The following is a 24,209-nucleotide window of genomic DNA, read 5'->3' as shown; positions in this document are numbered from 1 at the left end:
GTACGCAAATGAGGAGACTATTCAAAAATATATAAATGAACAAGGCCAAGAAAAGACTGCTTATAAGAAGTTTCATAGGGCACAATTACGGTTATTCGAATAACGCGATACCTCGAAGCTCTGCTTCGGGGTCATTCATTTGGAAAGGCTTTGAAACAGTTTGTAGAGCTTATAAATAATTCATTTAAAGAAAAGCCACGCCTGTTTTAGTAGTTTTGATCTTGAACCATAAACCTGATGAAAGCAGTATTAAAGATTTTTTTATTGATTATTGCATATATGGTGATCAGGCCGGTGATGGCTCAGCAGAACAGCGTCCAGGGTTTGATCATGGAAAGATCGGGTGCATCCAGAATTGCCGGCGTATATATCCTGAATAAAAAGACGGGAATTTCTACTTTCAGCAATGAACTGGGTCTTTTCAGGATTGCAGCTTCGGTTGGGGATACCCTTAATATATCCAAATCCGGTTATTCAGATCTGATTCTTCCTCTTTTGGAACTTTCTGATAAGGTTTTGATGCTTCAAGGGGTAATTAGTCTATCAGAAGTCAAGGTACTGGGGCAGAGTAAAAAGCAGGAACTGGATGAGGTTAGAGATCAGTACCGGAAAAATGGATCTTACTATGCCGGAAAACCTCCTTTGCTTGCATATTTCTTCCGGCCGCTCACTGCATTGTATGAACTTATAGGCAAAACTCCGGCACAGGCCCGCCGTTTCAACGCCTATTATCTAAAAGAACTTCAGGAATCGGAGGTTGATCGAAGGTTTAGTGCTTACGCAATCACAAATGTGACTGGTCTTGAAGGGAATGATCTTAAGAATTTTATGATATTATATCGACCTGATTATCAAAACGTTGCAAAATTTGATGAGTATGCAATGATCAATTACATTAAAAAGTCCCTTCAGTTGTTTAACGATGCAGGCAGACCCAAAGCGATAAGATCTTTACCCCCTCTGCCAAAGGCCCCTGATTTATCGGAGAAAAATCTTAAATATTAAGTACGATCTTCTATTATCAGCTCCTCCATACATTTATATACCCTTGTTTTCAAATCCCCCAGCTCATCAGGCTTTAGTCCGGTTACTTCAACCCTATCTGCAAAAACACATTCCAGGACGCCCGGTCTTATAGCCAGAGGTTTATCCCGGGGAAGCAGTTTTCTCGCATTCAAAATTACCATTGGCACAATGGCGGTTTGAGTTTCAATTGCAAGCCGGAATGCGCCATCATAGAATTCAGAGAGCGGGGCATTGGTACGGTTCATTGTTCCTTCCGGAAAAATCAGAATGGACTGCCCGTTACCAAGGTCAATTTTTAACTCCTCCACGCTTCTGGCACGACTTTCCTGACTTTTTCGGTCGATTAGTACTACAATCCGTTTGTAAATCATTCCAAAGATTGGAGTCTTCACCATTTCAATCTTACCCAATGGTTTGAATGAGCCGGGAATTGCTAAAACCACAGCTATGGCATCAAGATAAGAATTATGATTGCAAACGTAGATACAGGCTTTATCTGGATTTAATTTCTCCCTTCCACTCGTTCTGACGGGGAAGAAGGACAATATCGAGAATATCCAAGCCCATATTTTAAGGAAGAAGAATATGATGTCTTGTGCTTTTTTCTTCTTAAAAAGTGCCGACATCAGCAGAATAAAGGGGAACACGAAGATCATCGCCGAGATGAATACCAAAAAGCCCCATACCATAAAAAGGAATGCAGCTACTTTTTTTATGAGTTTCACCATTTTACTGTCTTAGATTCGACTTATTTTGCAAAAAGGCAGGAATTATTCCTGTTTGGCATTTTTAAGAGATGTAATATGGAAATTTATTATCGAACCTATAGGGTTTCGGCAGTATAATTTAGTATTGCCTGGCTCAATAATCTTCTTTTGTCAGATCTTTAAGTACTCACAAGCCTTTTCAGCGGCCAGTTTTTCTGCATTTTTCTTATTATAGTCCCTGCCGATGGCACAATTTTCTCCATCTACACTAATTTGGATCGTAAATAGCTTGGAGTTTTCACCCTCTTCATTAGCAATGATTTCAAAACTAATGTCTTTACCATGGCGCTGGCACCATTCAATGATTTTACTCTTGAAATTCGTCTCCGTAAGCTCGAGGGTATGAATGTCGATATGGGGTTTTATAATTCTGTTTATCAGGAAGCTACGGGTGAAATTATAACCCTTATCCATATAAACAGCCCCAATCATCGCCTCAAAAGTATCACCCAGTAAGGAACCCTGTTTATTGTTATGGCCAATCAGCCTGTTATCATATTCAATATGCTCATCCAGGCCAAGTCGTTTGGCAAGTTGATTCAGATTTGCACGGCTTACAATTTTCGAGCGCATCTCTGTGAGGAAGCCTTCATCTTTGTATGGATACATTTTAAAAAGAATTTCAGCTACAACAGATCCTAAAATGGCATCGCCAAGAAATTCCAGACGCTCATTACTGTTCTTTGTACCGTTCTTAAGTTCGACAGCAACCGAACGATGCCGGAATGCCATACGATAGAGCCGTAAATTTCCGGGAACAAAACCTAAAAGATTCTCTAAAGATCGTATGTAAATGCGATGTGGAGAAAAATAAAGTTTATAAATTCTGGAAAATGGCATTAATGACCGATAATTCTAATGATAAAATAAAAATATACAGGTTTTAATAGATCCGGAATACAGGATATCAAAATCAGGCTTTGTATTTTTTGAAAATTACAGAAGCATTATGCCCTCCAAAGCCAAATGTATTGCTTAAAGCAGCATTTACTACACGTTTTTGAGCCTTATTAAATGTGAAATTTAATCTCGAGTCAAAACCGGGATCATCTGTGAAATGGTTGATCGTTGGGGGAACAATATCATTTTTAACTGCCAGAATAGCAGCAATTGCTTCAACAGCACCTGCAGCACCTAAAAGATGGCCTGTCATTGATTTCGTTGAGCTAATATTCAGTTTAAAAGCATCTTCCTTAAACAGATCAAGGATGGCTTTCACCTCACTAATATCTCCAAGTGGAGTAGAGGTTCCATGAACATTGATGTAATCGATATCAGAAGTTGCAATTCCTGCATCTCTCATCGCATTGGTCATAACCAATTTAGCACCAAGGCCTTCAGGATGTGGGGCAGTAATGTGATTTGCATCAGCACTCATACCACCTCCAACAAGTTCAGCATAAATTTTGGCACCCCTTGCTTTTGCATGCTCGAGTTCTTCAAGTATGATACTTCCTGCCCCTTCGCCAGCCACAAAACCATCACGATCTTTGTCGAATGGGCGGGATGCTGTTGTAGGGTCATCATTTCTTGTCGATAGCGCATGCATGGCATTGAAACCCCCCATACCTGCCTCATTAATAATAGCTTCAGAACCACCCGAAACAATCACATCAGCCATATTAAGACGAATATAATTGAAAGCATCGATTAGGGCATTAGTTGAAGAAGCACAGGCAGAAACGGTAGAAAAATTCGGACCACGAAGGCCATGCCTTATTGAAATATGACCAGGAGCGATGTCCAGAATCATTTTAGGAATGAAAAACGGGTTGAAACGTGGTGTTCCATCTCCGTGTGCAAAGTTTACAACCTCGTCGGTGAAGGTTTTTAATCCACCTATACCTGAACCCCAGATCACACCGATTCGGTTAGTATCCAGACTAGGAAAGTCTAAACCTGCATCTTTAATTGCTTCATCTGATGCAGCAATTGCATAATGAACAAAAGGGTCGAGTTTACGGGCCTCCTTTTTATCCAAAAAATCCTCGGGATTGAAGTTTTTAACTTCACAAGCGAATTTTGTACGGAATTTTTCAGGATCGTAATGCGTTATAGGAGCGGCGCCGCTTACCCCATTGATCAAACTGTTCCAGAATTCCGGAACAGTATTACCGATTGGAGTAAGCGCACCTAGTCCTGTAACAACAACTCTTTTAAGCTCCATTTATAGTTAGGATATCGTAAAATTACTTTACGTTCTTTTCTAAATATGCGATGGCTTGACCTACAGTACCGATAGTTTCAGCCTGGTCATCCGGGATGGCCACGTTGAACTCTTTCTCAAACTCCATGATTAATTCCACGGTGTCTAATGAATCGGCACCAAGATCATTGGTGAAAGATGCCTCTGGTGTAACTTCACTTTCGTCAACACCTAATTTTTCAACGATAATTGCTTTAACTCTTGAAGCGATATCAGACATGGTTTTTTGATTTAATTGTTTAATAATTCTGTGCAAAGAAAAATAAATTCTAGCAATTTTCAAACCTTTTTGTTTTTAGCTATTTTAACATAGCGACATTTTAAAAGATAAAGCGTGTTACCTTTGTATAATATCTTGAAAATATACCTTGAATAAAACTACTTTAAAATTTGAACTTGACCTCGATTTTGTGCTGGTAGCTATTACTACACAACTTAAAGACTATATGTTTTGTTTTAAAACTAATAAACAACTCGGAACCAATTTTTGCAAAATCGCTGATTTGGAGCTGCCTTTTAATACGGATGAAGAACCATTTTATTTCAGTAGATATTTTTTTCTATTGCCCGAATCCGAAACAGAACTATATGTCCTCGCAAATAAAGGTACGGAAGGTTTTCTGGTGCCCGAAATGAAAAAGGTAGATTTCTTTTTATTAATTCAGAATTATATTCATGCAGAGGACCTGAAAGGAATAATTAATGGTTTAAATAAGATTCCGGAGGTACTCGTTGCTGCGGAAGTTGACCCTAAAAAATTGAAATCCAAAGAAAATCTCATATTTTAGCCCTTTGGGATGGTGTATTAAGTACACTTAATTGTCCAAATGATATTTAAATTAAATAAGAACAGATGAAGACGGTTCATAACAGAACTAAAATAGTAGCCACATTAGGCCCTGCTTCTGCAAAGAAGGAAGTATTGCTGAACATGATTAAGGCTGGTGTAGATGTTTGCAGGTTAAATTTTTCGCACGGTAAGCCGGAGGATCATCAAAAGGTGATTGACATTATACGTGATATCAATAAGAAATATAAAACAAATGTTGGGATACTTGCCGATTTACAGGGTCCAAAGATCCGTATCGGTTTAGTTAAAGATGGCGGAATTAACCTGATTAGCGGGCACAAGATTGAGATCACGACCAAAGAACTGATAGGGGACGATAAACAGATCTATATTACCTACCAGAGTTTTCCAAGTGATGTTCGTTCCGGAGAAATCATTCTCCTTGATGATGGAAAGATCCAGATGAGGGTTTTGAGTACCAATAATAAGGATTCAGTGCAGTGTGAGGTAGTTTATGGGGGAATTCTTACTTCCCGTAAAGGTGTCAATCTTCCCAATACGAAGGTTTCAATCCCGAGTTTGACGGAAGAAGATCTCACAAACCTTGAATTTGCACTCAGTAATGATGTAGAATGGATCGGACTTTCATTTGTCCGTTCGGCAGATGATATTATTGAATTGAAGCGGATTATTGCCAGAAGCGATAAAACCGCCCGCGTAATTGCGAAGATCGAGAAACCAGAGGCTATTGATAATATTGATGAAATTATTGAAGCAACTGATGGAGTGATGGTGGCCCGGGGTGACCTTGGGGTTGAAATGCCTATGGAACAGGTTCCTTTGCTGCAGAAAATGATCGCCAGAAAGTGCCGCGCGGCTTCCAAGCCTGTTATAGTGGCTACCCAGATGCTCGAAAGTATGATTACTTCACCTCGTCCTACCCGTGCTGAGGTGAATGATGTGGCCAATTCTGTTTTAGATGGAGCCGATGCGGTGATGTTGAGTGGTGAGACCTCAGTTGGTGAATATCCGCTGATCGTAATTGAAACCATGCATAAGATTGTGAGGAACGTGGAGGAAAATGATTATCCCTACAACACCACGAAAGTTTTAAATGAAAGTTCACCAACGTATATGGGTGATGCCGTTTGCGGTTCTGCCGTATTTCTTGCTGAAAAGACCCATGCAGTTGGGATTATTTCAATGACATCTTCCGGTTATACCGCATTCGAAATCTCCAGTTACCGCCCAAAAGCAGCAACCTTTATTTTTACAAGTAATCGCAAACTTCTGAATACGCTCAGTCTTTTATGGGGTGTCCGAGGATTCTATTATGATAAGTTCGACAGTACAGATAAAACGATCAGGGATGTAAATCAAATCCTGAAAGCTGAGAAATTGGTTGAACCGGGTAATGTAGTAATCAATACCGCCGCCATTCCTATCGAGAAGAAAGGAAAGACCAATATGATCAAGGTGACCATTGTCGATTAAATAAGAGCATAAACAGCCTTGAAAATTCATTAAAAAAGTCGGCTTTTGCCGGCTTTTTTAATGTGTAAACGGGTGTAATAAAAACGTCTCAAAATCGCCGTTTTTTAGAGTTTTCAACATAGTTAAATAGCTTTAAATCATGCTATTACTAACTGATTAAGTGTTGGGGTGCAGATACACTAACAATCTGTGGAAAACTCTGATTCGATAAAACTGCCTCCAACTGATAGATTTGATTAAAAACCCCCAAACATTTTTATTAAGGGTAACTGGCTCAATTACAACATTAAATTATTTTTTTTATGGCAAAAGCTTCTACAAACACAGCGGCAAAAGGAACAGGTCTTACGTTCCAAAGATATTTCACCAAACAGGGGGTAAACGTATATGATTTGTTCAAATACGAGAAACGTACCTCGGTTATTCGTAATCCTGCAGGTGATGCTGTTTTCGAAATGAAAAATGTAGAAGTGCCCGAAACCTGGAGCCAGGTAGCAACGGATATTTTAGCCCAGAAGTATTTCCGTAAGGCCGGAGTGCCACAGCCCGATGGAACAACTTCTTCTGAGAACAGTATCAAACAGGTTGCCCACCGTATGGCACATTGCTGGAGATCATGGGGTGAGCGTTACAATTATTTTGCAAGCAAGGAAGATGCTGGTATTTTTTACGATGAGCTTGTTTACACCATTGTTGGTCAGTTAGCCGCACCAAATTCACCACAGTGGTTCAATACCGGATTGCACAGTTCTTATGGGATTACAGGTAAGCCTCAGGGACACTATTTCGTAAATCCGGATTCAGAACAATTAGAAAAATCAACTTCCGCCTACGAGCGTCCTCAGCCTCATGCCTGTTTTATCCTTTCAGTAAGTGATGACCTGGTGAATGATGGTGGTATCATGGACCTTTGGGTAAGAGAAGCAAGAATATTTAAATACGGTTCGGGAGTTGGAACTAACTTTTCGGCAATCCGCGGCGAAAGCGAAAAACTTTCAGGAGGTGGTTATTCATCAGGTCTGATGTCATTCCTGAAAATCGGTGACCGTGCTGCAGGTGCAATCAAATCAGGTGGTACCACACGGCGCGCTGCGAAAATGGTATGTCTTGATCTTGATCATCCTGAAATCGAAGGATTTGTAAACTGGAAAGTTGAAGAAGAGAAAAAAGTTGCTGCTTTAATTGCTGCAGGTTATTCTTCAGATTATGAAGGTGAAGCTTACCGTACCGTATCCGGACAGAATTCAAACAACTCTGTACGTGTTCCAAATACTTTCTTCAAAGCACTTGAAGATGGTGGTAACTGGGATCTGATCGGAAGAATCACTGGTCAGCCGGTAAAATCAATCTCTGCCGAAAAATTATGGCAGGATATTGCTTTTGCGGCATGGGCTTGTGCCGATCCGGGAATTCAATACGATACTACAATCAACGAATGGCATACCTGTCCTGAAGGCGGACGTATCAATGCCTCCAATCCATGTTCAGAATACATGTTCCTGGATAATACAGCCTGTAATCTGGCTTCCATTAACCTGGCGCATTTCTTCGATCCGGCTACACTGGTATTTGATGTAAAAGGTTTCGAGCACGCCTGCCGTGTATGGACCGTGGTTCTCGAAATTTCGGTATTGATGGCACAGTTCCCATCCAAAGAAGTGGCACAGTTATCTTATGATTACCGTACACTTGGTTTGGGATATGCCAACCTTGGCTCCATGCTGATGGTTGCCGGAATTCCTTACGATAGTGATAAAGCCCGTGCAATTGGCGGTGCGATCACTGCAATCCTGACCGGTACCGCTTATTCTACTTCGGCAGAAATGGCGAAGGAGCTGGGTACTTTCAAGAAATTTGAAGAAAACAAGAAGCATATGCTCAGGGTTATGCGTAACCACCGCTATGCTGCCTATAATAATGACGCTTACGAGGGACTTGAGATTGCGCCTCCGGGGATCGATCCTAAATTCTGCCCTGATTATTTATTATCTGCGGCCTGCAATTCATGGGATAAAGCTGTCGAGCTTGGTGAGAAATATGGTTACCGTAATGCTCAGACTACAGTTATTGCACCTACAGGAACAATCGGTTTGGTAATGGATTGCGATACAACTGGTATCGAGCCGGATTTTGCATTGGTTAAATTCAAAAAATTATCTGGGGGTGGCTATTTCAAGATCATTAACCAGGGAGTTCCTGCTGCGCTGCGCAATCAGGGGTACAAAGAGCATGAAATTGAAGCCATTGTAAATTATGCGAAAGGTGCAGCTACCTTACAGGGTGCTCCGCATATTAACTTCCATAGTCTGGCTGCCAAAGGCTTTAATCAGGATGAACTCGAAAAAATTGACAAATCATTGCTTGCAGCCTTCGAAATTGGTTTTGTATTCAACCAGTGGAGTCTTGGTGAAGAGTGTTTAAACCGTTTAGGATTCAAATCTGAGCAATATTCTTCTCCTGATTTCAACCTTTTACGTGCTATCGGGTTTAACCGTCAGCAGATTGCAGAAGCAAATGAATACATCTGTGGTACTATGACCATTGAAGGTGCTCCATATTTGAAAGAAGAGCATTATCCAATCTTTGACTGTGCGAATAAATGCGGTCAGAAAGGCGAGCGTTATATTCATGCACATGGCCACATCAAAATGATGGCTGCAGCACAACCTTTCCTTTCAGGTGCGATTTCTAAAACAATCAACCTGCCAAATGAGGCTACGGTTGATGAAATCAAAGATTGCTATGAATTATCATGGAAGCTTGCTTTAAAGGCAAATGCACTTTATCGAGATGGTTGTAAATTATCTCAGCCATTATCTACCAAATCATCCGACAGTAAGGAAGATAAGCTGGATACTGTAGAAGAAGTACTTGGCGAAGCCGCAAATGTCAGACTGAGTGATCTTACCGCTGAGCAGGTGCTTGATGCCGCCAGAGCGATCCTTGAGCGCTCTACCGATACCAAATTCAAGCGCCAACTATCCTCTGTTGTAGAGCGTAAAAACCTACCGGGCAAGCGTGGTGGTTTCACTCAGAAAGCTGCTGTTGGCGGACAAACCGTATTCGTTCGTACCGGAGAGTATGAGGATGGAACATTGGGAGAGATTTTTGTGGATATGCACAAGGAAGGTGCAACCTTCCGCTCCCTGATGAACTGTTTCTCTATTGCAGTATCTGTTGGTCTGCAGTATGGTGTACCACTGGAAGAGTTTGTTGATAAATTTACCTTCACCCGTTTCGAGCCATCAGGTATGGTTACAGGGCACGATAATATCAAGAGTGCAACCTCTATTGTAGATTATATGTTCAGAATGCTGGGTTATGAGTACCTGAGTCGTACAGATCTGGTGCATGTGATCACTGAGCAAAAAGCCATTGTTGGAAATCCTCAAATGACTGATAATGACGTGAATCCTGATACTTCAAACTCTTTTATTGAGGCATCTATAACAGTTTCCTCTACTACTTCAAGCATTAAACTGAAGCCTGTTCTGGATATCTCCGGCGGCGGTCAGTCTGATGCACCCGCCTGCGGTAATTGCGGTCATATCATGGTGAGATCAGGTACTTGTTACAAGTGTTTGAACTGCGGAACGCAGGGGGGATGCAGTTAATTGAGAGTTGAGAGTTGAGAGTTGAGAATTGAGAATTGAGAATTGGCGGTGACAAAAAACCTCGCTAGCTACCTTTCAAAGTAATATTTTAAAGCCCTACCGGAAATGGTGGGGCTTTTTTAAGTAGAGAGGTGTTTGTACGGAGAAAATTCGAATGTTGAAATCAGCTGTTCGACATGTTCCGCAGGGCATGTCGAATAATAGATAATTTGGATTTTTAATCCAAAAGAGAGTAAAATCAATCAGGCATTCCTATCTAAGCCCAGAATAATCATTAATAAAAATCCTAAAATCCCAGCAAAAAATGACTTATTTCAAATTAAGCTTCCGAAACTTATTATTCTTTCTTATTTTGATGAGTAGCCTAAATATTTTACAGGCTCAGGTGCTTGTTTATGAAGAACCCCGGCATCGGCCTGTTTTTCAAAATAAAGAAATTCGGGTCCTGAATGTTCTTGTACCTCCGGGCGACACATCCCAATATCATATTCATAATACACCATCATTTTTTATCAGGCTTTCAAACACAATTACCGGTTCGCAGGTGCAGGGAGAGCTACCTGTAGCCGGTAAATCTAAAGCAGGAGAAATTCGATTTGAAAATTTAGCGCCACCAAATAACCGTACTCATCGTGTATGGAACGCAGATAAAGATACTTTTCATGTTATGGATGTGGAACTATTGATGAAAAAGTCAGCTTTTGATCAGAAACTATTGACTTTGCCAAATCTTAAATTGGAAATTGACACGAATTGGGTAAGGGCATACCGGCTAAATCTTTTAAAAGGAATTGATTTTAAAACAAGAAATAAACAGCAATCACTGGTTTTGGTATCGCTGAATGCCTCCACATTGGAAATAAAACAAAATGGAAAAACTGGCCTTCAGACCCTTAAACCGGGCAGTTTTTTTGTGATTAAAAGGAGGCAATCTTTTTCTATGAGGAACTCAATTGAAAATACCAGTCAGTTTGTATTATTGGAATTGCCTCCCAAATAATTTGGTTCATAATGATTTTCTAGTGTCAGAATTGTTAGTCAAAATGTTAAATTTGATAATTGAGCTATAATATTCTCAGGAAACATACTAAATCAATTAAATGGCAACATTGAAAGAGAACCTGATCAAAGAAATTCTGGAGATTAATGATAGCCGGGTTTTGGAAAGCATTAGGAATTTAATTAATAGCATTGAAGAGGAATCCAGATTTATCCGGACTAACGATGAGCAGAAAGATGCCTTTAAAGAAGCCAAAACGGAGTATAGTAAAGGTAACTTTCATTCAACAGATGAACTTTTTGATGAATGTTGAGTGAAAAGCTGGTTGTCTGGTCTGTTGTTGCAAAACGTAACATAAAATAAATTAAACAGTTTTATGACGAAAGAAACCAATCCTCTGAATACAGCAAAAAACTCCTTCGCGTTTTCAAAGACTCAGCTGAATTAATTGAAAGGCAGCCCCTGATTGGTAAAAATACTGATGTTGAGGGGGTAAAAGCATTTATAATTTTAGACTACATTATTTTTTACGAATTGCTTGAGAAGCACATTCTGATACTTATGGCCTGGGATTGCCGTAGGGATCCTGATCATTTAGAAAATTTTTAAAAGCCTAAACTTAATGCACTTATTGTCAGATAATTGTTAGTTTTAATTCCTCAGCCAATCTTTTGATATTTATACAGTTTTTATATTTTAAATTTAACTCATGAAAACACTACTCTTAGTACTCGCAATGTTCATTACAGCACCGCCTTCAATTTATACCTTTAAGGTTCAGAATATTGATGGCAAGAATCTTGACCTGAAAAAATATAAGGGCAAGAAAGTCTTAATTGTTAATACAGCATCAAAATGCGGTTATACGAAGCAATATGCTGATCTTCAGAAACTTGCAGATACCTATAAGGATAAACTGGTCGTAATTGGTTTCCCTGCAAACAATTTCGGTGGTCAGGAGCCGGGCGAAAACTTAAATATCAAGGAGTTTTGCCAGAAGAATTTTGGGGTAACTTTCCCGCTGGCTGAAAAAAGTAGTGTAAAAGGGGACGATATCAGTCCGCTGTTTAAGCACCTCACAACTGCCGCAAATCCTGATTTTACAGGCGATATCAAATGGAACTTTGAAAAATTCCTGATTGATGAAGATGGGAATCTGATTCACCGTTTCCGCTCTGCGGTTACACCAATGTCACCTGAAATCACTAAACATTTATAATCCTTATTCCATTGAAGAAATTCTTACTGGTGCTTTTTGTAGCGTTTTCGCTATCAGAAGTGCTTGCTGCTGTTGCAAAGACAGGTGATGAAGATCAGCTAAAAAGTCTGGTTGATAGTTTTGCAATAGCTATTGTGAAAAAGGATAAAGCATGGATCGTTTCCAATTTGAGCGAGACCTGCAAAATGTATGAACCATCGGGAAATACTCTCGACAGAGCAGGTATTGTCTACACCTTTACTGAAGGTATTTATGATATCAGTAAATCTGCTGCCTTAAACAAAGCATTTAAAGTTGATGGCGTAGCTGCCGGTGGATCTGCTGATTTTGATGTGGAAGGTGTCGGAAACATTAATGGAAACCGGGTGGATATTGCAGGCTCCTACAGGTTTAACCTGAAATTCACTAAATCAGATAAAGGCTGGATGATCTCTGAGATTATTATTAACGAGCGTTAATCCTAATTACGAATTTAACCTAAAAAAAATGCCCCGGAATGTTCCGGGGCATTTTTTTTAGGTTAAATAGTTGTTTAGATTATTTAAAACGATAAGCCAAACTGGTTTGAATTACCTGATTCTTGTAAATTGGTGTTTCACTTGATCCATTTTCATTATTCTTCTGTAAATCAAGTGCATAACGCCCCTGTAAGCTCAATTGATCAGTAAGACCAACACCTAAACCAATAACACCTCCAACAAGGCTTTTCTTCAGATTTTCATTTTCATTCCTGATTTTATTCTGGTAAGTTGCGTCTCCACGGGTAAATTTCTCTTTGGTGGATGCAAGGAATGAAACCTGTGGACCGACGTAAATGCTGAATTTATCAGCAGCGCTGATTTTAGCCAGAATTGGAATCTCAATAAAATTTGAGGTTACTGAATATTCATTTGCAACACCCAGTAAACTTGTTCCTGTTGTCTTATACCCTTTTTGTGAGAACATAAGTTCAGGTGAAAAGGCCAGGCCTTCAACCACCGGAATATCAACGAACAATCCTGCATTTAAACCCGGTTTAAATTCTGTATTGAAGTTCCTGTCATTTGTTTTGATGATATTTGAGAAGTTTACACCTCCTTTAATACCAAATGTTTGTGCTTCTGCAGCTCCTGCGAACAGTACACCTATAGCTAAAATTAATACCTTTTTCATAATGATGTTTTTTTATTTATAGGTCTGTTTAAGAAATAATGATGCCAAGCTGTAATATTTCGTGAAATAAGGCCTCTGATGGGTAAGAATGTATCTAATCAAACCAATTCCTTTGATAAATTTGTTTTGGATTAAGTTCAATTGTATTTTTTTTCAGACATTTTATGATGATTACCGAAGTAATAGCCTGGGCAGGCCTGATTTTTATCTTTCTGAATATAGCCGGGATTTATATCCTGTATAGATTCCTGAGCAAGCGATTGACTGATAAACTATCTATCTGGCTTTTCAGTATCTGTTTAAGTCTTGGCATAACTTTTTTATTCACGCTATTTGGCTTAATTCTCTTTCTTAATTGATAATTTCACAAAATTATTCGCCCTTCCCCATGTATAAAAACTTAAAACACTTGGTATTTTTTGTCTTATTGGTTGGTCCGCTGATTAGTATTGCTCAAACTCAGAGTTCTTTTATAAGTTCTTTAGATAACCCTAATGACTGGGTTGACGCCGTTTTTAGAAAATTGAGCAAGCGTGAAAGGATTGCCCAGCTATTTATGGTAAGGGCTCATACCGATAAGGGAAAAGCATTCGAAGATTCGATTGCAAAACTGATCCGTAAAGAACGTATCGGCGGATTGGTGTTCTTTCAGGGTGGCCCGGGAAGGCAGGCTGTACTGACCAACCGTTACCAGTCTGTTTCAAAAGTGCCATTACTGATATCAATGGATGCTGAATGGGGTTTGGGGATGCGACTCGACAGTACCATATCCTATCCTTACCAGCTCACACTCGGAGCAATACAGGATAATAAGCTGATCTATGAGATGGGTAAGCAGGTGGCCATGGATTTTAAACGTATTGGTATGCAGGTGAACTTCGCCCCGGTTGCTGATATCAATAATAACCCGAAGAATCCGGTTATTGGAATCCGTTCATTCGGCGATAATAAATACAATGTTGCAGCAAAGGTTACTGCCTATATGAAAGGGCTTCAGGAGAATAATGTTCTGGTTAGTGTCAAGCATTTTCCAGGACATGGTGATACGGATGTTGATTCGCACCATGACCTTCCTCAATTACCTTTTACCCGTGAGCGGCTTGATTCACTGGAATTATATCCATTCAGGGAGCTGATTAAAGAAGGGGCTTCCGGTATCATGGTTGCACATATGAATATCCCGGTTCTTGATAATACCCCCAATTTACCATCAACACTCTCCCGTCCGATTGTTACCGGGCTTTTAAAAGAGGATCTTGGATTTAAGGGAATTATTTTCTCGGATGCGATGGAAATGAAAGGCGTTGCAAAATTTTTTCCGGAAGGGGAGAGTGATGTGCTGGGTCTGATTGCCGGGCTCGATGTTATTGAGCTCTCCGGTAATTCTAAAAGAGCAGTAAAACTGGTGCGCCAGGCGATTAAAACCAAACAATTGAGTTGGGAACGTATCAATGCCAGTGTCAGAAAGGTGCTAATGGCCAAATATTGGTCCGGGCTATCAAAAAAACAATTTGTAAATCCTGAAAATATTATTGCCGACTTGAATCGTCCCGAAGCCAGGCAGCTAAACCAGCAACTGGCGGATGCAGCAGTAACAATTCTGAATAGTGATGCACAGATCAAAAATCTGGATTTAAGCAAGAAAACTGCACTGGTGAGTATAGGAGCCCCTGGCTTGACTACTTTCCAGAACATCATGAAGCCCTTATTGCCAAATTCCCTGATTTTTTTATTGCCCAAAGATGCTTCGGATAGCGATGTTAATAATGTCAGGGCAGAATTGAAAGCTTATGATCAGATTATTGTAAGTATTCATGATACGAGAAGACGTCCGGGAGCGGTTCTGGATTATAATGCCGGACTCAAAACACTGATTGCTGATATAGCAGGAATGAACAGTATGTTTACGCTCTTTGCCAATCCCTATGCTATTACCGGACTTCCGGGAATTGAAAAAGCAAAAACTTTAATTGTCAATTATCAAAATTCAGATGAGGCACAAAGGGCTGCTGTAAAAGTGATTACCGCTGAACTGAAAGCTTCCGGAAAATTACCGGTGGCTGTCAACCCCGGTTTTAAAAATGGTGCCGGAATCACTCAGAAGTAGTCTGTATTTTCATTTTTTTAAAAAATATCCTATTTGAACTATTAAGGCCGGCATATTATGTCGGCTTTTTTATTGCTTCAATCAGGGGGATTGAAATACCTGAATGAAGAATAAAATCAATATTTTTATGATTCTATGAATCAATGGCCAGCAGTCAATAAATTCTCAAACCGAATCCAGACATGTCTCATAAAAAAGCCCTGAAATTAGTTCGTGCATCAGCAGGCTCAGGTAAAACTTTTGCCCTGACAGCGCATTACCTGGTTTTGCTTTTTAGCGGGAAGGGCAAATACCGTGAAATTCTGGCTGTTACTTTTACAAATAAGGCAACCGCCGAAATGAAAGAGCGTATTCTGGGAGCGCTCGAGGAACTTGCCCGCTTCGGTTATGAAAAATCGAAATTCAGTGCTATTCTAAAGGAAAACTATCCGGAATTAGGTGATCAGGAGGTCAGAGCCAAAGCCTCGGAAATATATGCAGGCATTCTGCATGATTACAGCCGCTTTTCGGTTAGTACCATCGATGGTTTTGTACAGCAGTTGATCAGAAGTTTTGCATTTGAACTAAACATTGATAGCGGTTATAAGCTGGAAATGAATCATGAAAAAGTGAAGGATGAGCTTGTTGTCGCACTAAATCTTCAGCTTGAAAAGGATCCTGAACTACTGGAATGGGTGACCGGTCTTGCCATTGATCGCATCAATGATGGGTATGATTGGGATTATAACCGTGCATTAAAAGAACTTGCAGGCGAAATATTTAAGGAACGCTACTATCCCTTTCAGGAGGCAATGCAGGCTATGGGCCCCGAGCAGACAAAGGAATTCAATGCCCTGCGCAATCAGATAAAAAAGGGTATTAAAACCTTCAGTGAAGAAATTATTGAACAAACCAGCAGGATTGCAAAACTTTTTGATGCTACAGGGATTGAATCGAAAGATTTGAACGGGAAGACAAACAATCCGCTATTAAAATTAGATAAGATCATTCAGGGAGATTTTGCAAGGGTTGAAACACTAAGGAAATTTTCGAATAATTTTGATCAATGGCCGAATAGTGCATTGAAAGATACCAGTCCCTTAGAGCACTTGTATGAGCAGATAAACCCACTTTTGGCTCAGCTGATAGCCTATTATGATGAAGGTATAGAAATCTATAATACCTATCTGGCTATCAATAAGAACAGTTCATACCTTCGTTTGATGCAGCGAATGGCAGATCTTTTGAAGGATTACCGTTCGGAAAAACGTGCTTTGCTAATCTCGGATGCACAGCAGCTTTTGAAGGGTATAACAGGTTCTGATGCAGATAATCCCTCATTTATATGGGAGAAAACAGGCAACAAGTATAAGCATTTCCTCTTTGATGAATTCCAGGATACCAGTACATTTCAATGGATGAACTTTTTGCCCCTGCTTAAAAATGCGATTGCAGAAGGCACGCATGGTGCACATTCGGCACACCTGGTTGTCGGGGATGTAAAACAATCGATTTATCGCTGGAGAAACGGAGACTGGCGGATTCTGCATAGTAATTTGAAAAGAGATCTGCTTGAGGATAATGTGGCTGAAGAGAATCTGATGTACAATCGCAGAAGCGCAGAGAATATCATCCGTTTTAATAATTTTCTGTACAGCAGTCTGCCCGCAATTTTGCAGCAGAACCTGAATGATGTTTTTTATGAAACAGCACCTGAATACCTTCATGATTCATGGGAAATAGAGAATAGCAGCATGATTGTCAAGGCTTATGAGGGAAGTCATCAGGAAATAACAGATAAAACTCTATCCGGAGGGAAGATTGAAGTAAAGTTCTTTTCGAAGAAACCGAAATCTTATCCGGGCGATGAGCAGGATGAAGAGGAGGAACAGTCTGAAGCCGCGGAATATACCATTGAAAAACTGACAGAGCTTTTAAAGCAGGGTGTTTCAATGAGGGATATTGGTATTCTGGTTCGTTCAAATCGTGAAGCAGAGGAGATCCTTGATTGTATTTTTCAAAAAGCGAATCAGGACCGCCTGACTGAAGCAGCTGGGAAATCTTTTCAGGTAATATCGGGAGAGGCTCTGAAGATTATGAATAATCCGGCTATTGCTTTATTACTCTCAACCTTCAGATTACTGACAGTCAGGGAATCTGAAAGCGGAATTTTTAAGGCTGAATGTGCGCGGTTCTGGGCTCAGATTCAAAATCCTGATAATATCCTGATTGGAATAGACAGCAATCATTGGATGAATATGGCTTCAGGCCCGATCTCATCAATGGAAGATATATTACCTACTGAATTATGCATAGGTCTAAACTCATTCAAGCACCTGCCTGTGGGTGAACTGACAGAGAAACTGATTAATATTTACCGTCTCGGAATTGCTGGTTCTGAATATCTGATTCCTTTTCTTCTCGCCTTCAGGGATCAGGTGGCTGTTTTCGCAGCTGCCGGAGACCAGGGAATCAGCTCATTTTTAGAATGGTGGGATAATGAGGGCTCAGGCAAGGCTTTACCATCTTCAGAAAGCCAGGATGCGGTTCAGGTAATGACCGTTCATAAATCCAAGGGTCTTGAATTTAAAGCAGTGATTGTGCCTTTTCTCAAGTGGGAATTTGCGACCTCCTCAAATGGACGATTAAGGAATCTTTTGTGGGCTGAGGCTAAACCTGCTGGTTTTGAGCAGTTTAAATCTCTTCCTGTGGATCTTGGCAAAGGATTGGCATCAACAGTATTCGCCCGGGACTATTTTGAAGAAATTATGCTGGGTTATATGGATGTAATCAATACCATGTATGTGGCAACAACCAGGGCAAAAGATTATCTCTGTCTGATTTGCCCAAATGTTCCCGCTAAGAAGAAGGATGGTAAAGAGAGTTCTACGAAGAATATGCAATCGATATTATCAGGCTTATTCGAGAATGGAGAGACCGGGGATCTGCAATTTGAATCAGATGATACTCATTATTTTATGGGCGAGCTTCCGGCCCTGATTCCGGATACTGATGCAAGTTCAGAACATGAATCTTTAAGAATTCATAAATATCATGTGAATGAGCAGCTAACCGAGCGATTCAAGCGAAACAGCATGAAGGAGGATTCCTGGTTCAATGCAAAGCAGCGCAAGGGAATTGTAATGCATAAATTGCTGGAGACCTTAATTGGCACCGAAGATCTGGATAAACTCATTTCTGAAAAGGTTCAGGAGGGACTTATCAGGGAATCAGAAAGAGAGGAGATCAGACAGGCTGTTGGGGATGTTTTACTTCAGGAAGAAATAAAGCATTGGTTCAAAACCGCCAAATCAGTTATCAGTGAAAAGGATATGATTATTGATTCAGGAACTGTAAAAAGGCCGGATAAACTGTTTGTCTTTGAGAAGAGTGCAGTTTTACTGGATTTTAAATTTGGGGCTCAAAACAATAAATATATTGCAGATATCAGCCTTTACCGTGATAATCTGATGAAAATGGGTGAATTTGAGCAAGTGGATGCCTATTTATGGTATGCACAGGATCGTAAACTGCAGAAAGTCTGATCATGGAGAATAAATCATCGGATAAGTTTCTGTACCGGGTTGCCGAAGATCTATTGAACCGCTTCGGAAAAGATCTTCAGGATGTTGCAATTGTATTCAATAATAAACGACCTCAATTATTTCTGCGGAAGTACCTGGCAGAGATTAGCGGTAAGCCAATCTGGAGTCCCCGCTTCTATACAATCCAGCAATTCTTCTCTGAATCAACCAGTATGGTTTGTGCATCTCAGTTAAAACAGTTCTTTGTACTCTATTCTGAATACAATCTTCTATTAAAAAAGGAAGGTAAAGAACCTGTAAGTGCTGATGTCTTTTATCCTTTGGCCGAGATCATTGTTTCTGATTTTTCTCAGATTGATTATTACATGGCCGATCCGGTGAAGGTTTTTAATCTGATAGGCAGTATCGCTGAACTCGAGCAACAGTTCCCAAATTTTGAGGAGGACCAACTTGCCTTTATGGAGAGTTTCTGGTCATCATTTTCTCAGGAAAAGCAGAACAAGGTTCAGGAGAAATTCATTGAAATGTGGCATCGGATGCCGCATCTCTACCAGAATTTTCATACAAGGCTTGCTGAACAAGGGCTGCTTAGCAGTGCAAAAATGTACCGCAACCTTGCAGAAGGCAAGGATTCTGATCCGGGATTTTTAGATGAATTCAGCCATGTTGCTTTTGTAGGCTTTAACGCTTTATCAAGAGCAGAGGAAATTTTGTTCAGATCCTGGCAGGATGAAGGTCGCTGCTCATTTTATTTTGATGCCGACGAGCATTATTTTTCTGATAATATTCAGGAAGCGGGGCATTTTATCAGGAGGAATATCAACACTGTGGGTCTCGAAAACCAGTTCGCTATAACCGAAAACCGGATTGATGATCCCAAAAAGGAATTTACAATAATTCAGGCTTTGGGTAAAATAGCTCAGGGCAAATTGCTTGCTGAACTACTCCCGGGGAATACGGATAAGAATGACCCTGCTTCGAAAGCGATCATTCTTGCTGATGAGAGCCTTTTGCTTCCGGTTCTTCAAACCGTTGATGATGAAAGTCTGAATATCACCATGGGCTATCCTTTTGAACAGTCGGCCGTGTTCGGTTTATGTGATCTCTGGCTGGATATTCAGGAAGAAATAGCATCCGGTGATAAGATTTCCATTGCTTATCCAAAGGTTCTGACTTATATATTCAATCCCCTGATTGCTACCGATATTGAACAGAGGAATAAGATCCATAAGGAGATTATTGAAGAAAAGAAGGCCAGGTTTAAACTTCAGGAACTGAGGAATACCGGTAAAATTGCCGGACTTACCTTCAGTCCGTTTGAAAGTCCTGCCGATTCTATCAGGAATTTGGGCAGCTTGCTTTTGCTGGTTTCAGAGCAGATTACCGATCTGCGTAAGCTTGAAAGTTTGCTCATCGCTGAGGCGGTTAAAACACTGAATGTACTCTCAGATAGTTTTGCAGAGCTTGGGAATGCCGGGGCAATGCCCGAGATAAATGCAGGATTTGTACTTAGAACAATCAGGAGGGCTTTGGCTGGACTCACGGTACCTTTTGATGGAGAACCTTTATCAGGTTTGCAGGTGATGGGTTTGCTGGAAAGCCGTTGTCTTGATTTCGATGAATTAATTGTACTTGGAATGAATGAGGGTGTTCTCCCTAAGGTGAGTATTACACCATCCTTTATTCCTGATAATGTCAGAAGAGCTTTTGCCTTACCTGTTCTGGAAAATCAAAACTCCATTTTTGCTTATTTCTTTTATCGACTGCTTCACTGCGCAAAGAAAGTTACCCTGATTTATATCGGTATTACTGATGACAAAGCCGGAAGTAGTGGAGAGGAAAGCAGGTTTATAAAACAGCTTGAATTTGAAACATCCTGCAAGTTCAAGCATGTTTTACAACAAAATCAGCCAATAGATACTTCAGCCCAACAGGGTATAGAAGTTAGCAAGAGCGGTCCTGTGCTGAATAAACTGCGGACTTATTTAAAAAGAAATCCGGAGAGCAAATACGATAAAAAGATCTCTGCGTCAGCATTTACTGACTATGTAAGCTGTTCTTTGAAGTTCTTCTTCGGTAAAATAGCAGGTCTGGCAGAGCCGAAGGATTTGCCGGATGAGATCGGTCCGCATACTGTGGGTACCATGCTGCATACTGTAATGGAAAGTTTTTATCGTGATTCGCTTGGGAAAGAAGTGACTGCAGATTACATAAGGCAGCGAGAAAAATTGCTGCCGGCTATGTCTAAAGCCGCTATGACTCAGGAACTGAAACTTAACCCGGATTATGAATTTTTGCAAAGTGCATTACAGCAGATCATCATCAAGGTAATTGAGCAATATGCTTTGAAAGTTTTGCGGCATGATGAGCAAATTGCTCCTTTTGTAATAAAGGAGCTGGAAGACAGGGATGCTTATACTCCCCTGTTCTCAATTGAAGTTGAGGGCAGGGAAGAGCAGGTCAGGTTAATGGGAATTATTGACAGGGTAGACATTCATCAGAATAAAACCCGGATCGTAGATTATAAAACCGGCAAGGATCAATTGAAGTATGGTGATTTTGAAGGATTATTTGATGAAGAAGGTAAGGGTCAGAACAAAGCCCTGCTTCAAACACTCTTTTACACCCTAGTGTATGAGAAGGCCAGAAATGTAAGCCAGGTCGAGCCCCATCTTTATACAGTAAAGGATTTTAAAGATGGAACCCAGTTCTCGGCGAAGGGGAGAGATAGTTTAATACTAAGGGATGAGAATCTGGCGGGTTTAAAAGATCAGTTCGCTCTCAAATTAAAGGAAAAACTCAATGAGTTATTCGATAGCTCAGTTTCATTCAGGCAAACTGCGAATACTGATAGTTGTAAATACTGCTCTTTTAAAGGGATTTGTCAGAGGTAAATGGTTTGAATTACGAATTATTAATTACGAATTACGGTGATGTGGATATCATTTTCCTTTAGAGGTTATTTGAATTTTTCCGATAATCCGACATATTTCTTCCGCATCGTAAATTAAACTGTCACTCATTTCTTTTGATAAGTAATTGGTAGCGCATAGTAAACGTAGCCAGAAGGATGTTTCCCGGGCTTCCTTATATGCTATTGAAAATTTTGAAATAAAATCAGCTTTCGATTGGGCTCCTATTCCTTCCTCAACATTTGCTCCGATGGAGGTTCCGCTTCTAAGCATTTGTTGTGAAAGAATAAATTCATGTTTCTCATTTTTCAAAAATTTACTTGTATTTACAATTCGAATGGCGAATGCAAATGTTTTTGTTTGTATTAAGTTTTCAGTTTTCATTCTAAAATTCATTCATTACCGAAATTTCGTAATTCATATTTGGAAATCATTTTTTAACTATTTAACGGTATCCGTAATCCATAATTCGTAATTAATAATCCGTAATTCACAATTGATCGCCTCAATTTGCCTGTATCTTCAATTCGTAATTCGTAATTAATAATTCGTAATTAATAATTGATACCCTTATATTTGCGTTCCAAAAATTGATTTTACACATGAGAGAAATACAATTCAGAGAGGCACTTCGTGAAGCATTAAATGAAGAAATGCGTAAGAACGATAAGATTTTTTTAATGGGCGAAGAAGTTGCTGAATATAACGGAGCATACAAAGTTAGTCAGGGAATGCTCGATGAGTTTGGTCCAAAGAGAGTTATTGATACCCCGATTGCTGAATTAGGTTTCACAGGAATTAGTATTGGTGCGGCAATGAATGGATTGAGTCCTATTGTCGAGTTCATGACCTTTAATTTCTCCCTTGTTGCAATCGATCAGGTGATCAATGCAGCAGCAAAAGTGCTTAGCATGAGCGGTGGACAGTTTTCATGTCCCATTGTTTTCCGTGGTCCAACGGGAAATGCAGGTCAGCTTGGTGCTCAGCATTCTCAGAACTTTGATAGCTGGTATGCAAACTGCCCGGGATTAAAAGTTGTTGTTCCATCTACACCTTATGATGCAAAAGGTTTATTGAAACAAGCCATCCTGGATCCGGATCCTGTAATCTTTATGGAATCTGAAGTGATGTATGGTGATAAGGGTGAGGTGCCTGAAGAAGAATACTACCTGCCGATTGGTAAAGCTAATATGGTTAAAGAAGGAACGGATGTAACCATCGTAACATATGGAAAGATGCTTTCAAGGGTGGTTATGCCGGCAGTTGAAGAATTAACGAAAGAAGGGATCAATGCTGAAGTGATCGATTTGCGTACTATCCGCCCAATCGATTATGATACTGTCATTAATTCAGTTAAGAAGACCAATCGTATGGTTTTTGTGGAAGAAGCATGGCCTTTAGGTTCCATCGCTACTGAGGTTGCTTTCAAAGTTCAGAAGGATGCATTTGATTATCTGGATGCCCCGGTTCTGAGAGTTGCATGTGCTGATGTTCCACTTCCTTATGCTCCAACATTGATTAAAGAAGCGCTTCCAAATGCAGAACGTGTAGTTGATGCTGTAAAAAGCGTTCTTTACAAGGAAGCTTAAAAGCATATAAAATATACAAAAGAGCCCTCCAGGAATAATTCCGGGAGGGCTCTTTTATCTTTCGGGATTATTAAAGCGTGATCTGACGCTTAATACTTTCTTCGAGTGAAATCAGGGTTTCGGTCCGCTGAATCCCTTTAACACCTTGTATATCTTCATTAAGTACTTGTCTTAAATGATTGGTATCCCTGCAGATGATTTTGGCAAACATACTGTATGAACCTGTAGTATAATGTAATTCTACCACTTCTTTTATTTTTCTGAGGTTTTCAACAGCATCTTTATATTGGGATCCCTTTTCGAGATAAATACCTAAAAACGCGCATATATCGTAGCCAATCTTTTGCGGATCAATGATGAGATGAGATCCTTTAATAACCCCCATATCCAGCATTTTTTTCATCCTTACGTGAATAGTTCCACCCGAAACGATCAATTTCTTAGCAATTTCAGTGTAAGGAATCGTTGCATCTACCATCAATATGCAGAGTATCTGAGTGTCCAGATTGTCAAGTTCGAAATTTTGGCTTCTGTTTTCCATTTTTAATTATAGAATTATTAATAATTGTGCAATATAATTATTGTTTATGTAAAAATTAAAATAGTTTATTAAAATATTTGCAATAAATGGAGACTTGTTTTACATTCGTATTAAGCAATCGCAAATGGATTGTTTACACACTGTAAGGTGGTGAAATTTGGCAGACACACCTCCTCGTCTCGGTGGCGAAGATCTGGGAAATACCTTAACCGGGAAATAACTGCTTCGTGAAGGTTCGACTCCTTCCCTTACAGCAAACCTTATTCAA

Annotated in this window: 19 protein-coding genes; 12 read left to right on the top strand and 7 right to left on the bottom strand. The window is 40.0% G+C overall.

Annotation, left to right across the window (positions count from 1 at the left end; genetic code table 11):
• Positions 1 to 237: 237 nt before the first annotated feature.
• Entirely contained in the window at positions 238 to 1,005 is a 768-nt protein-coding gene (locus Q8M41_RS14300) for a hypothetical protein (RefSeq protein WP_305365963.1), read from the top strand.
• Here the strand turns inward: Q8M41_RS14300 and Q8M41_RS14295 are convergent.
• The 4 genes from Q8M41_RS14295 to Q8M41_RS14280 form a co-directional block, all read right to left on the bottom strand.
• Positions 1,002 to 1,754 (bottom strand): 1-acyl-sn-glycerol-3-phosphate acyltransferase, encoded by a 753-nt coding sequence (locus tag Q8M41_RS14295; RefSeq protein ID WP_305365962.1) that lies wholly within the window; start codon positions 1,752 to 1,754, stop codon positions 1,002 to 1,004. The two genes, Q8M41_RS14300 and Q8M41_RS14295, sit on opposite strands and share 4 nt — an antisense overlap.
• Positions 1,755 to 1,904: 150 nt before the next feature.
• The gene (gene rnc / locus Q8M41_RS14290; protein ID WP_305365961.1) at positions 1,905 to 2,633 is read right to left on the bottom strand and encodes a ribonuclease III; all 729 of its coding nucleotides are present in this window, start codon (positions 2,631 to 2,633) and stop codon (positions 1,905 to 1,907) included.
• 73 nt (positions 2,634 to 2,706) lie between these two features.
• A complete protein-coding gene (fabF, locus tag Q8M41_RS14285; RefSeq protein ID WP_305365960.1) occupies positions 2,707 to 3,960 on the bottom strand; it encodes a beta-ketoacyl-ACP synthase II in 1,254 nt (417 codons plus the stop codon).
• 22 nt (positions 3,961 to 3,982) lie between these two features.
• Positions 3,983 to 4,219 (bottom strand): acyl carrier protein, encoded by a 237-nt coding sequence (locus tag Q8M41_RS14280; RefSeq protein WP_008508386.1) that lies wholly within the window; start codon positions 4,217 to 4,219, stop codon positions 3,983 to 3,985.
• 148 nt (positions 4,220 to 4,367) lie between these two features.
• On the opposite strand from Q8M41_RS14280, the gene Q8M41_RS14275 reads away from it, so the two are divergent.
• From Q8M41_RS14275 to Q8M41_RS14245, 7 genes are all read left to right on the top strand, one after another.
• On the top strand, positions 4,368 to 4,787 hold the full coding sequence (locus Q8M41_RS14275; protein WP_305365959.1) for an IPExxxVDY family protein: 420 nt from the start codon (positions 4,368 to 4,370) through the stop codon (positions 4,785 to 4,787).
• Positions 4,788 to 4,852: 65 nt separating this feature from the next.
• A complete protein-coding gene (gene pyk / locus Q8M41_RS14270; protein WP_305365958.1) occupies positions 4,853 to 6,283 on the top strand; it encodes a pyruvate kinase in 1,431 nt (476 codons plus the stop codon).
• Between the two features lie 302 nt (positions 6,284 to 6,585).
• Positions 6,586 to 9,897: a vitamin B12-dependent ribonucleotide reductase gene (locus Q8M41_RS14265; protein WP_305365957.1), complete on the top strand. Its 3,312-nt coding sequence runs from the start codon at positions 6,586 to 6,588 to the stop codon at positions 9,895 to 9,897.
• Between the two features lie 355 nt (positions 9,898 to 10,252).
• Positions 10,253 to 10,897: a hypothetical protein gene (locus Q8M41_RS14260; RefSeq protein ID WP_305365956.1), complete on the top strand. Its 645-nt coding sequence runs from the start codon at positions 10,253 to 10,255 to the stop codon at positions 10,895 to 10,897.
• 100 nt (positions 10,898 to 10,997) lie between these two features.
• Positions 10,998 to 11,210 carry a hypothetical protein gene (locus Q8M41_RS14255; protein ID WP_305365955.1) on the top strand — a complete coding sequence of 71 codons (213 nt, stop codon included), beginning with the start codon at positions 10,998 to 11,000 and terminating at the stop codon, positions 11,208 to 11,210.
• Between the two features lie 396 nt (positions 11,211 to 11,606).
• Positions 11,607 to 12,116 (top strand): glutathione peroxidase, encoded by a 510-nt coding sequence (locus Q8M41_RS14250; RefSeq protein WP_305365954.1) that lies wholly within the window; start codon positions 11,607 to 11,609, stop codon positions 12,114 to 12,116.
• An 11-nt stretch (positions 12,117 to 12,127) separates the two neighbouring features.
• Positions 12,128 to 12,574, top strand: coding sequence for a hypothetical protein (locus Q8M41_RS14245; RefSeq protein WP_305365953.1), 447 nt, complete (start codon positions 12,128 to 12,130; stop codon positions 12,572 to 12,574).
• 79 nt (positions 12,575 to 12,653) lie between these two features.
• Here Q8M41_RS14245 and Q8M41_RS14240 read toward each other — a convergent pair whose 3' ends face one another.
• A complete protein-coding gene (locus Q8M41_RS14240; protein ID WP_305365952.1) occupies positions 12,654 to 13,268 on the bottom strand; it encodes a porin family protein in 615 nt (204 codons plus the stop codon).
• Positions 13,269 to 13,656: 388 nt separating this feature from the next.
• Between Q8M41_RS14240 and Q8M41_RS14235 the strand changes: the two genes are divergently transcribed.
• The 3 genes from Q8M41_RS14235 to Q8M41_RS14225 all read left to right on the top strand — a co-directional run bounded on the left by Q8M41_RS14235 (position 13,657) and on the right by Q8M41_RS14225 (position 21,793).
• Positions 13,657 to 15,375, top strand: a complete 1,719-nt coding sequence (locus Q8M41_RS14235; protein WP_305365951.1) for a glycoside hydrolase family 3 protein — start codon at positions 13,657 to 13,659, stop codon at positions 15,373 to 15,375.
• A 182-nt stretch (positions 15,376 to 15,557) separates the two neighbouring features.
• Positions 15,558 to 18,899, top strand: coding sequence for an exodeoxyribonuclease V subunit beta (locus Q8M41_RS14230; protein WP_305365950.1), 3,342 nt, complete (start codon positions 15,558 to 15,560; stop codon positions 18,897 to 18,899).
• A gap of 2 nt (positions 18,900 to 18,901) precedes the next feature.
• Positions 18,902 to 21,793 (top strand): PD-(D/E)XK nuclease family protein, encoded by a 2,892-nt coding sequence (locus tag Q8M41_RS14225; RefSeq protein ID WP_305365949.1) that lies wholly within the window; start codon positions 18,902 to 18,904, stop codon positions 21,791 to 21,793.
• Positions 21,794 to 21,841: 48 nt separating this feature from the next.
• Here the strand turns inward: Q8M41_RS14225 and Q8M41_RS14220 are convergent, their stop codons facing one another.
• Complete coding sequence (locus Q8M41_RS14220) at positions 21,842 to 22,195, bottom strand: four helix bundle protein (protein WP_305365948.1); 354 nt, start codon at positions 22,193 to 22,195, stop codon at positions 21,842 to 21,844.
• A 218-nt stretch (positions 22,196 to 22,413) separates the two neighbouring features.
• Here Q8M41_RS14220 and Q8M41_RS14215 point away from each other — a divergent pair, with 218 nt between their 5' ends.
• Positions 22,414 to 23,400: a pyruvate dehydrogenase complex E1 component subunit beta gene (locus Q8M41_RS14215; protein WP_305365947.1), complete on the top strand. Its 987-nt coding sequence runs from the start codon at positions 22,414 to 22,416 to the stop codon at positions 23,398 to 23,400.
• A gap of 70 nt (positions 23,401 to 23,470) precedes the next feature.
• On the opposite strand, the gene Q8M41_RS14210 is transcribed toward Q8M41_RS14215, so the two are convergent.
• Positions 23,471 to 23,941, bottom strand: coding sequence for an Lrp/AsnC ligand binding domain-containing protein (locus Q8M41_RS14210; RefSeq protein ID WP_305365946.1), 471 nt, complete (start codon positions 23,939 to 23,941; stop codon positions 23,471 to 23,473).
• Between the last annotated feature and the right edge of the window lie 268 nt (positions 23,942 to 24,209).

The sequence above is a fragment of the Daejeonella sp. genome (genome assembly GCF_030684675.1).
In the GTDB taxonomy this organism is placed as follows: domain Bacteria; phylum Bacteroidota; class Bacteroidia; order Sphingobacteriales; family Sphingobacteriaceae; genus Daejeonella.
The sequence above is the reverse complement of the archived record's forward strand: the minus strand, read 5'-3'. Positions and strand labels throughout refer to the sequence as shown.

Excerpts from the sequence above, each read along its gene's own strand:
- Q8M41_RS14265 (WP_305365957.1), top strand. The coding sequence starts at position 6,586 with ATGGCAAAAGCTTCTACAAACACAGCGGCAAAAGGAACAGGTCTTACG.
- Q8M41_RS14300 (WP_305365963.1), top strand. The coding sequence starts at position 238 with ATGAAAGCAGTATTAAAGATTTTTTTATTGATTATTGCATATATGGTG.
- Q8M41_RS14215 (WP_305365947.1), top strand. The coding sequence starts at position 22,414 with ATGAGAGAAATACAATTCAGAGAGGCACTTCGTGAAGCATTAAATGAA.
- Q8M41_RS14210 (WP_305365946.1), bottom strand. The coding sequence starts at position 23,941 with ATGGAAAACAGAAGCCAAAATTTCGAACTTGACAATCTGGACACTCAG.
- Q8M41_RS14220 (WP_305365948.1), bottom strand. The coding sequence starts at position 22,195 with ATGAAAACTGAAAACTTAATACAAACAAAAACATTTGCATTCGCCATT.
- Q8M41_RS14240 (WP_305365952.1), bottom strand. The coding sequence starts at position 13,268 with ATGAAAAAGGTATTAATTTTAGCTATAGGTGTACTGTTCGCAGGAGCT.
- Q8M41_RS14260 (WP_305365956.1), top strand. The coding sequence starts at position 10,253 with ATGAGTAGCCTAAATATTTTACAGGCTCAGGTGCTTGTTTATGAAGAA.
- Q8M41_RS14250 (WP_305365954.1), top strand. The coding sequence starts at position 11,607 with ATGAAAACACTACTCTTAGTACTCGCAATGTTCATTACAGCACCGCCT.
- Q8M41_RS14230 (WP_305365950.1), top strand. The coding sequence starts at position 15,558 with ATGTCTCATAAAAAAGCCCTGAAATTAGTTCGTGCATCAGCAGGCTCA.
- rnc (WP_305365961.1), bottom strand. The coding sequence starts at position 2,633 with ATGCCATTTTCCAGAATTTATAAACTTTATTTTTCTCCACATCGCATT.
- Q8M41_RS14295 (WP_305365962.1), bottom strand. The coding sequence starts at position 1,754 with ATGGTGAAACTCATAAAAAAAGTAGCTGCATTCCTTTTTATGGTATGG.
- pyk (WP_305365958.1), top strand. The coding sequence starts at position 4,853 with ATGAAGACGGTTCATAACAGAACTAAAATAGTAGCCACATTAGGCCCT.
- Q8M41_RS14280 (WP_008508386.1), bottom strand. The coding sequence starts at position 4,219 with ATGTCTGATATCGCTTCAAGAGTTAAAGCAATTATCGTTGAAAAATTA.
- Q8M41_RS14255 (WP_305365955.1), top strand. The coding sequence starts at position 10,998 with ATGGCAACATTGAAAGAGAACCTGATCAAAGAAATTCTGGAGATTAAT.
- fabF (WP_305365960.1), bottom strand. The coding sequence starts at position 3,960 with ATGGAGCTTAAAAGAGTTGTTGTTACAGGACTAGGTGCGCTTACTCCA.
- Q8M41_RS14225 (WP_305365949.1), top strand. The coding sequence starts at position 18,902 with ATGGAGAATAAATCATCGGATAAGTTTCTGTACCGGGTTGCCGAAGAT.
- Q8M41_RS14235 (WP_305365951.1), top strand. The coding sequence starts at position 13,657 with ATGTATAAAAACTTAAAACACTTGGTATTTTTTGTCTTATTGGTTGGT.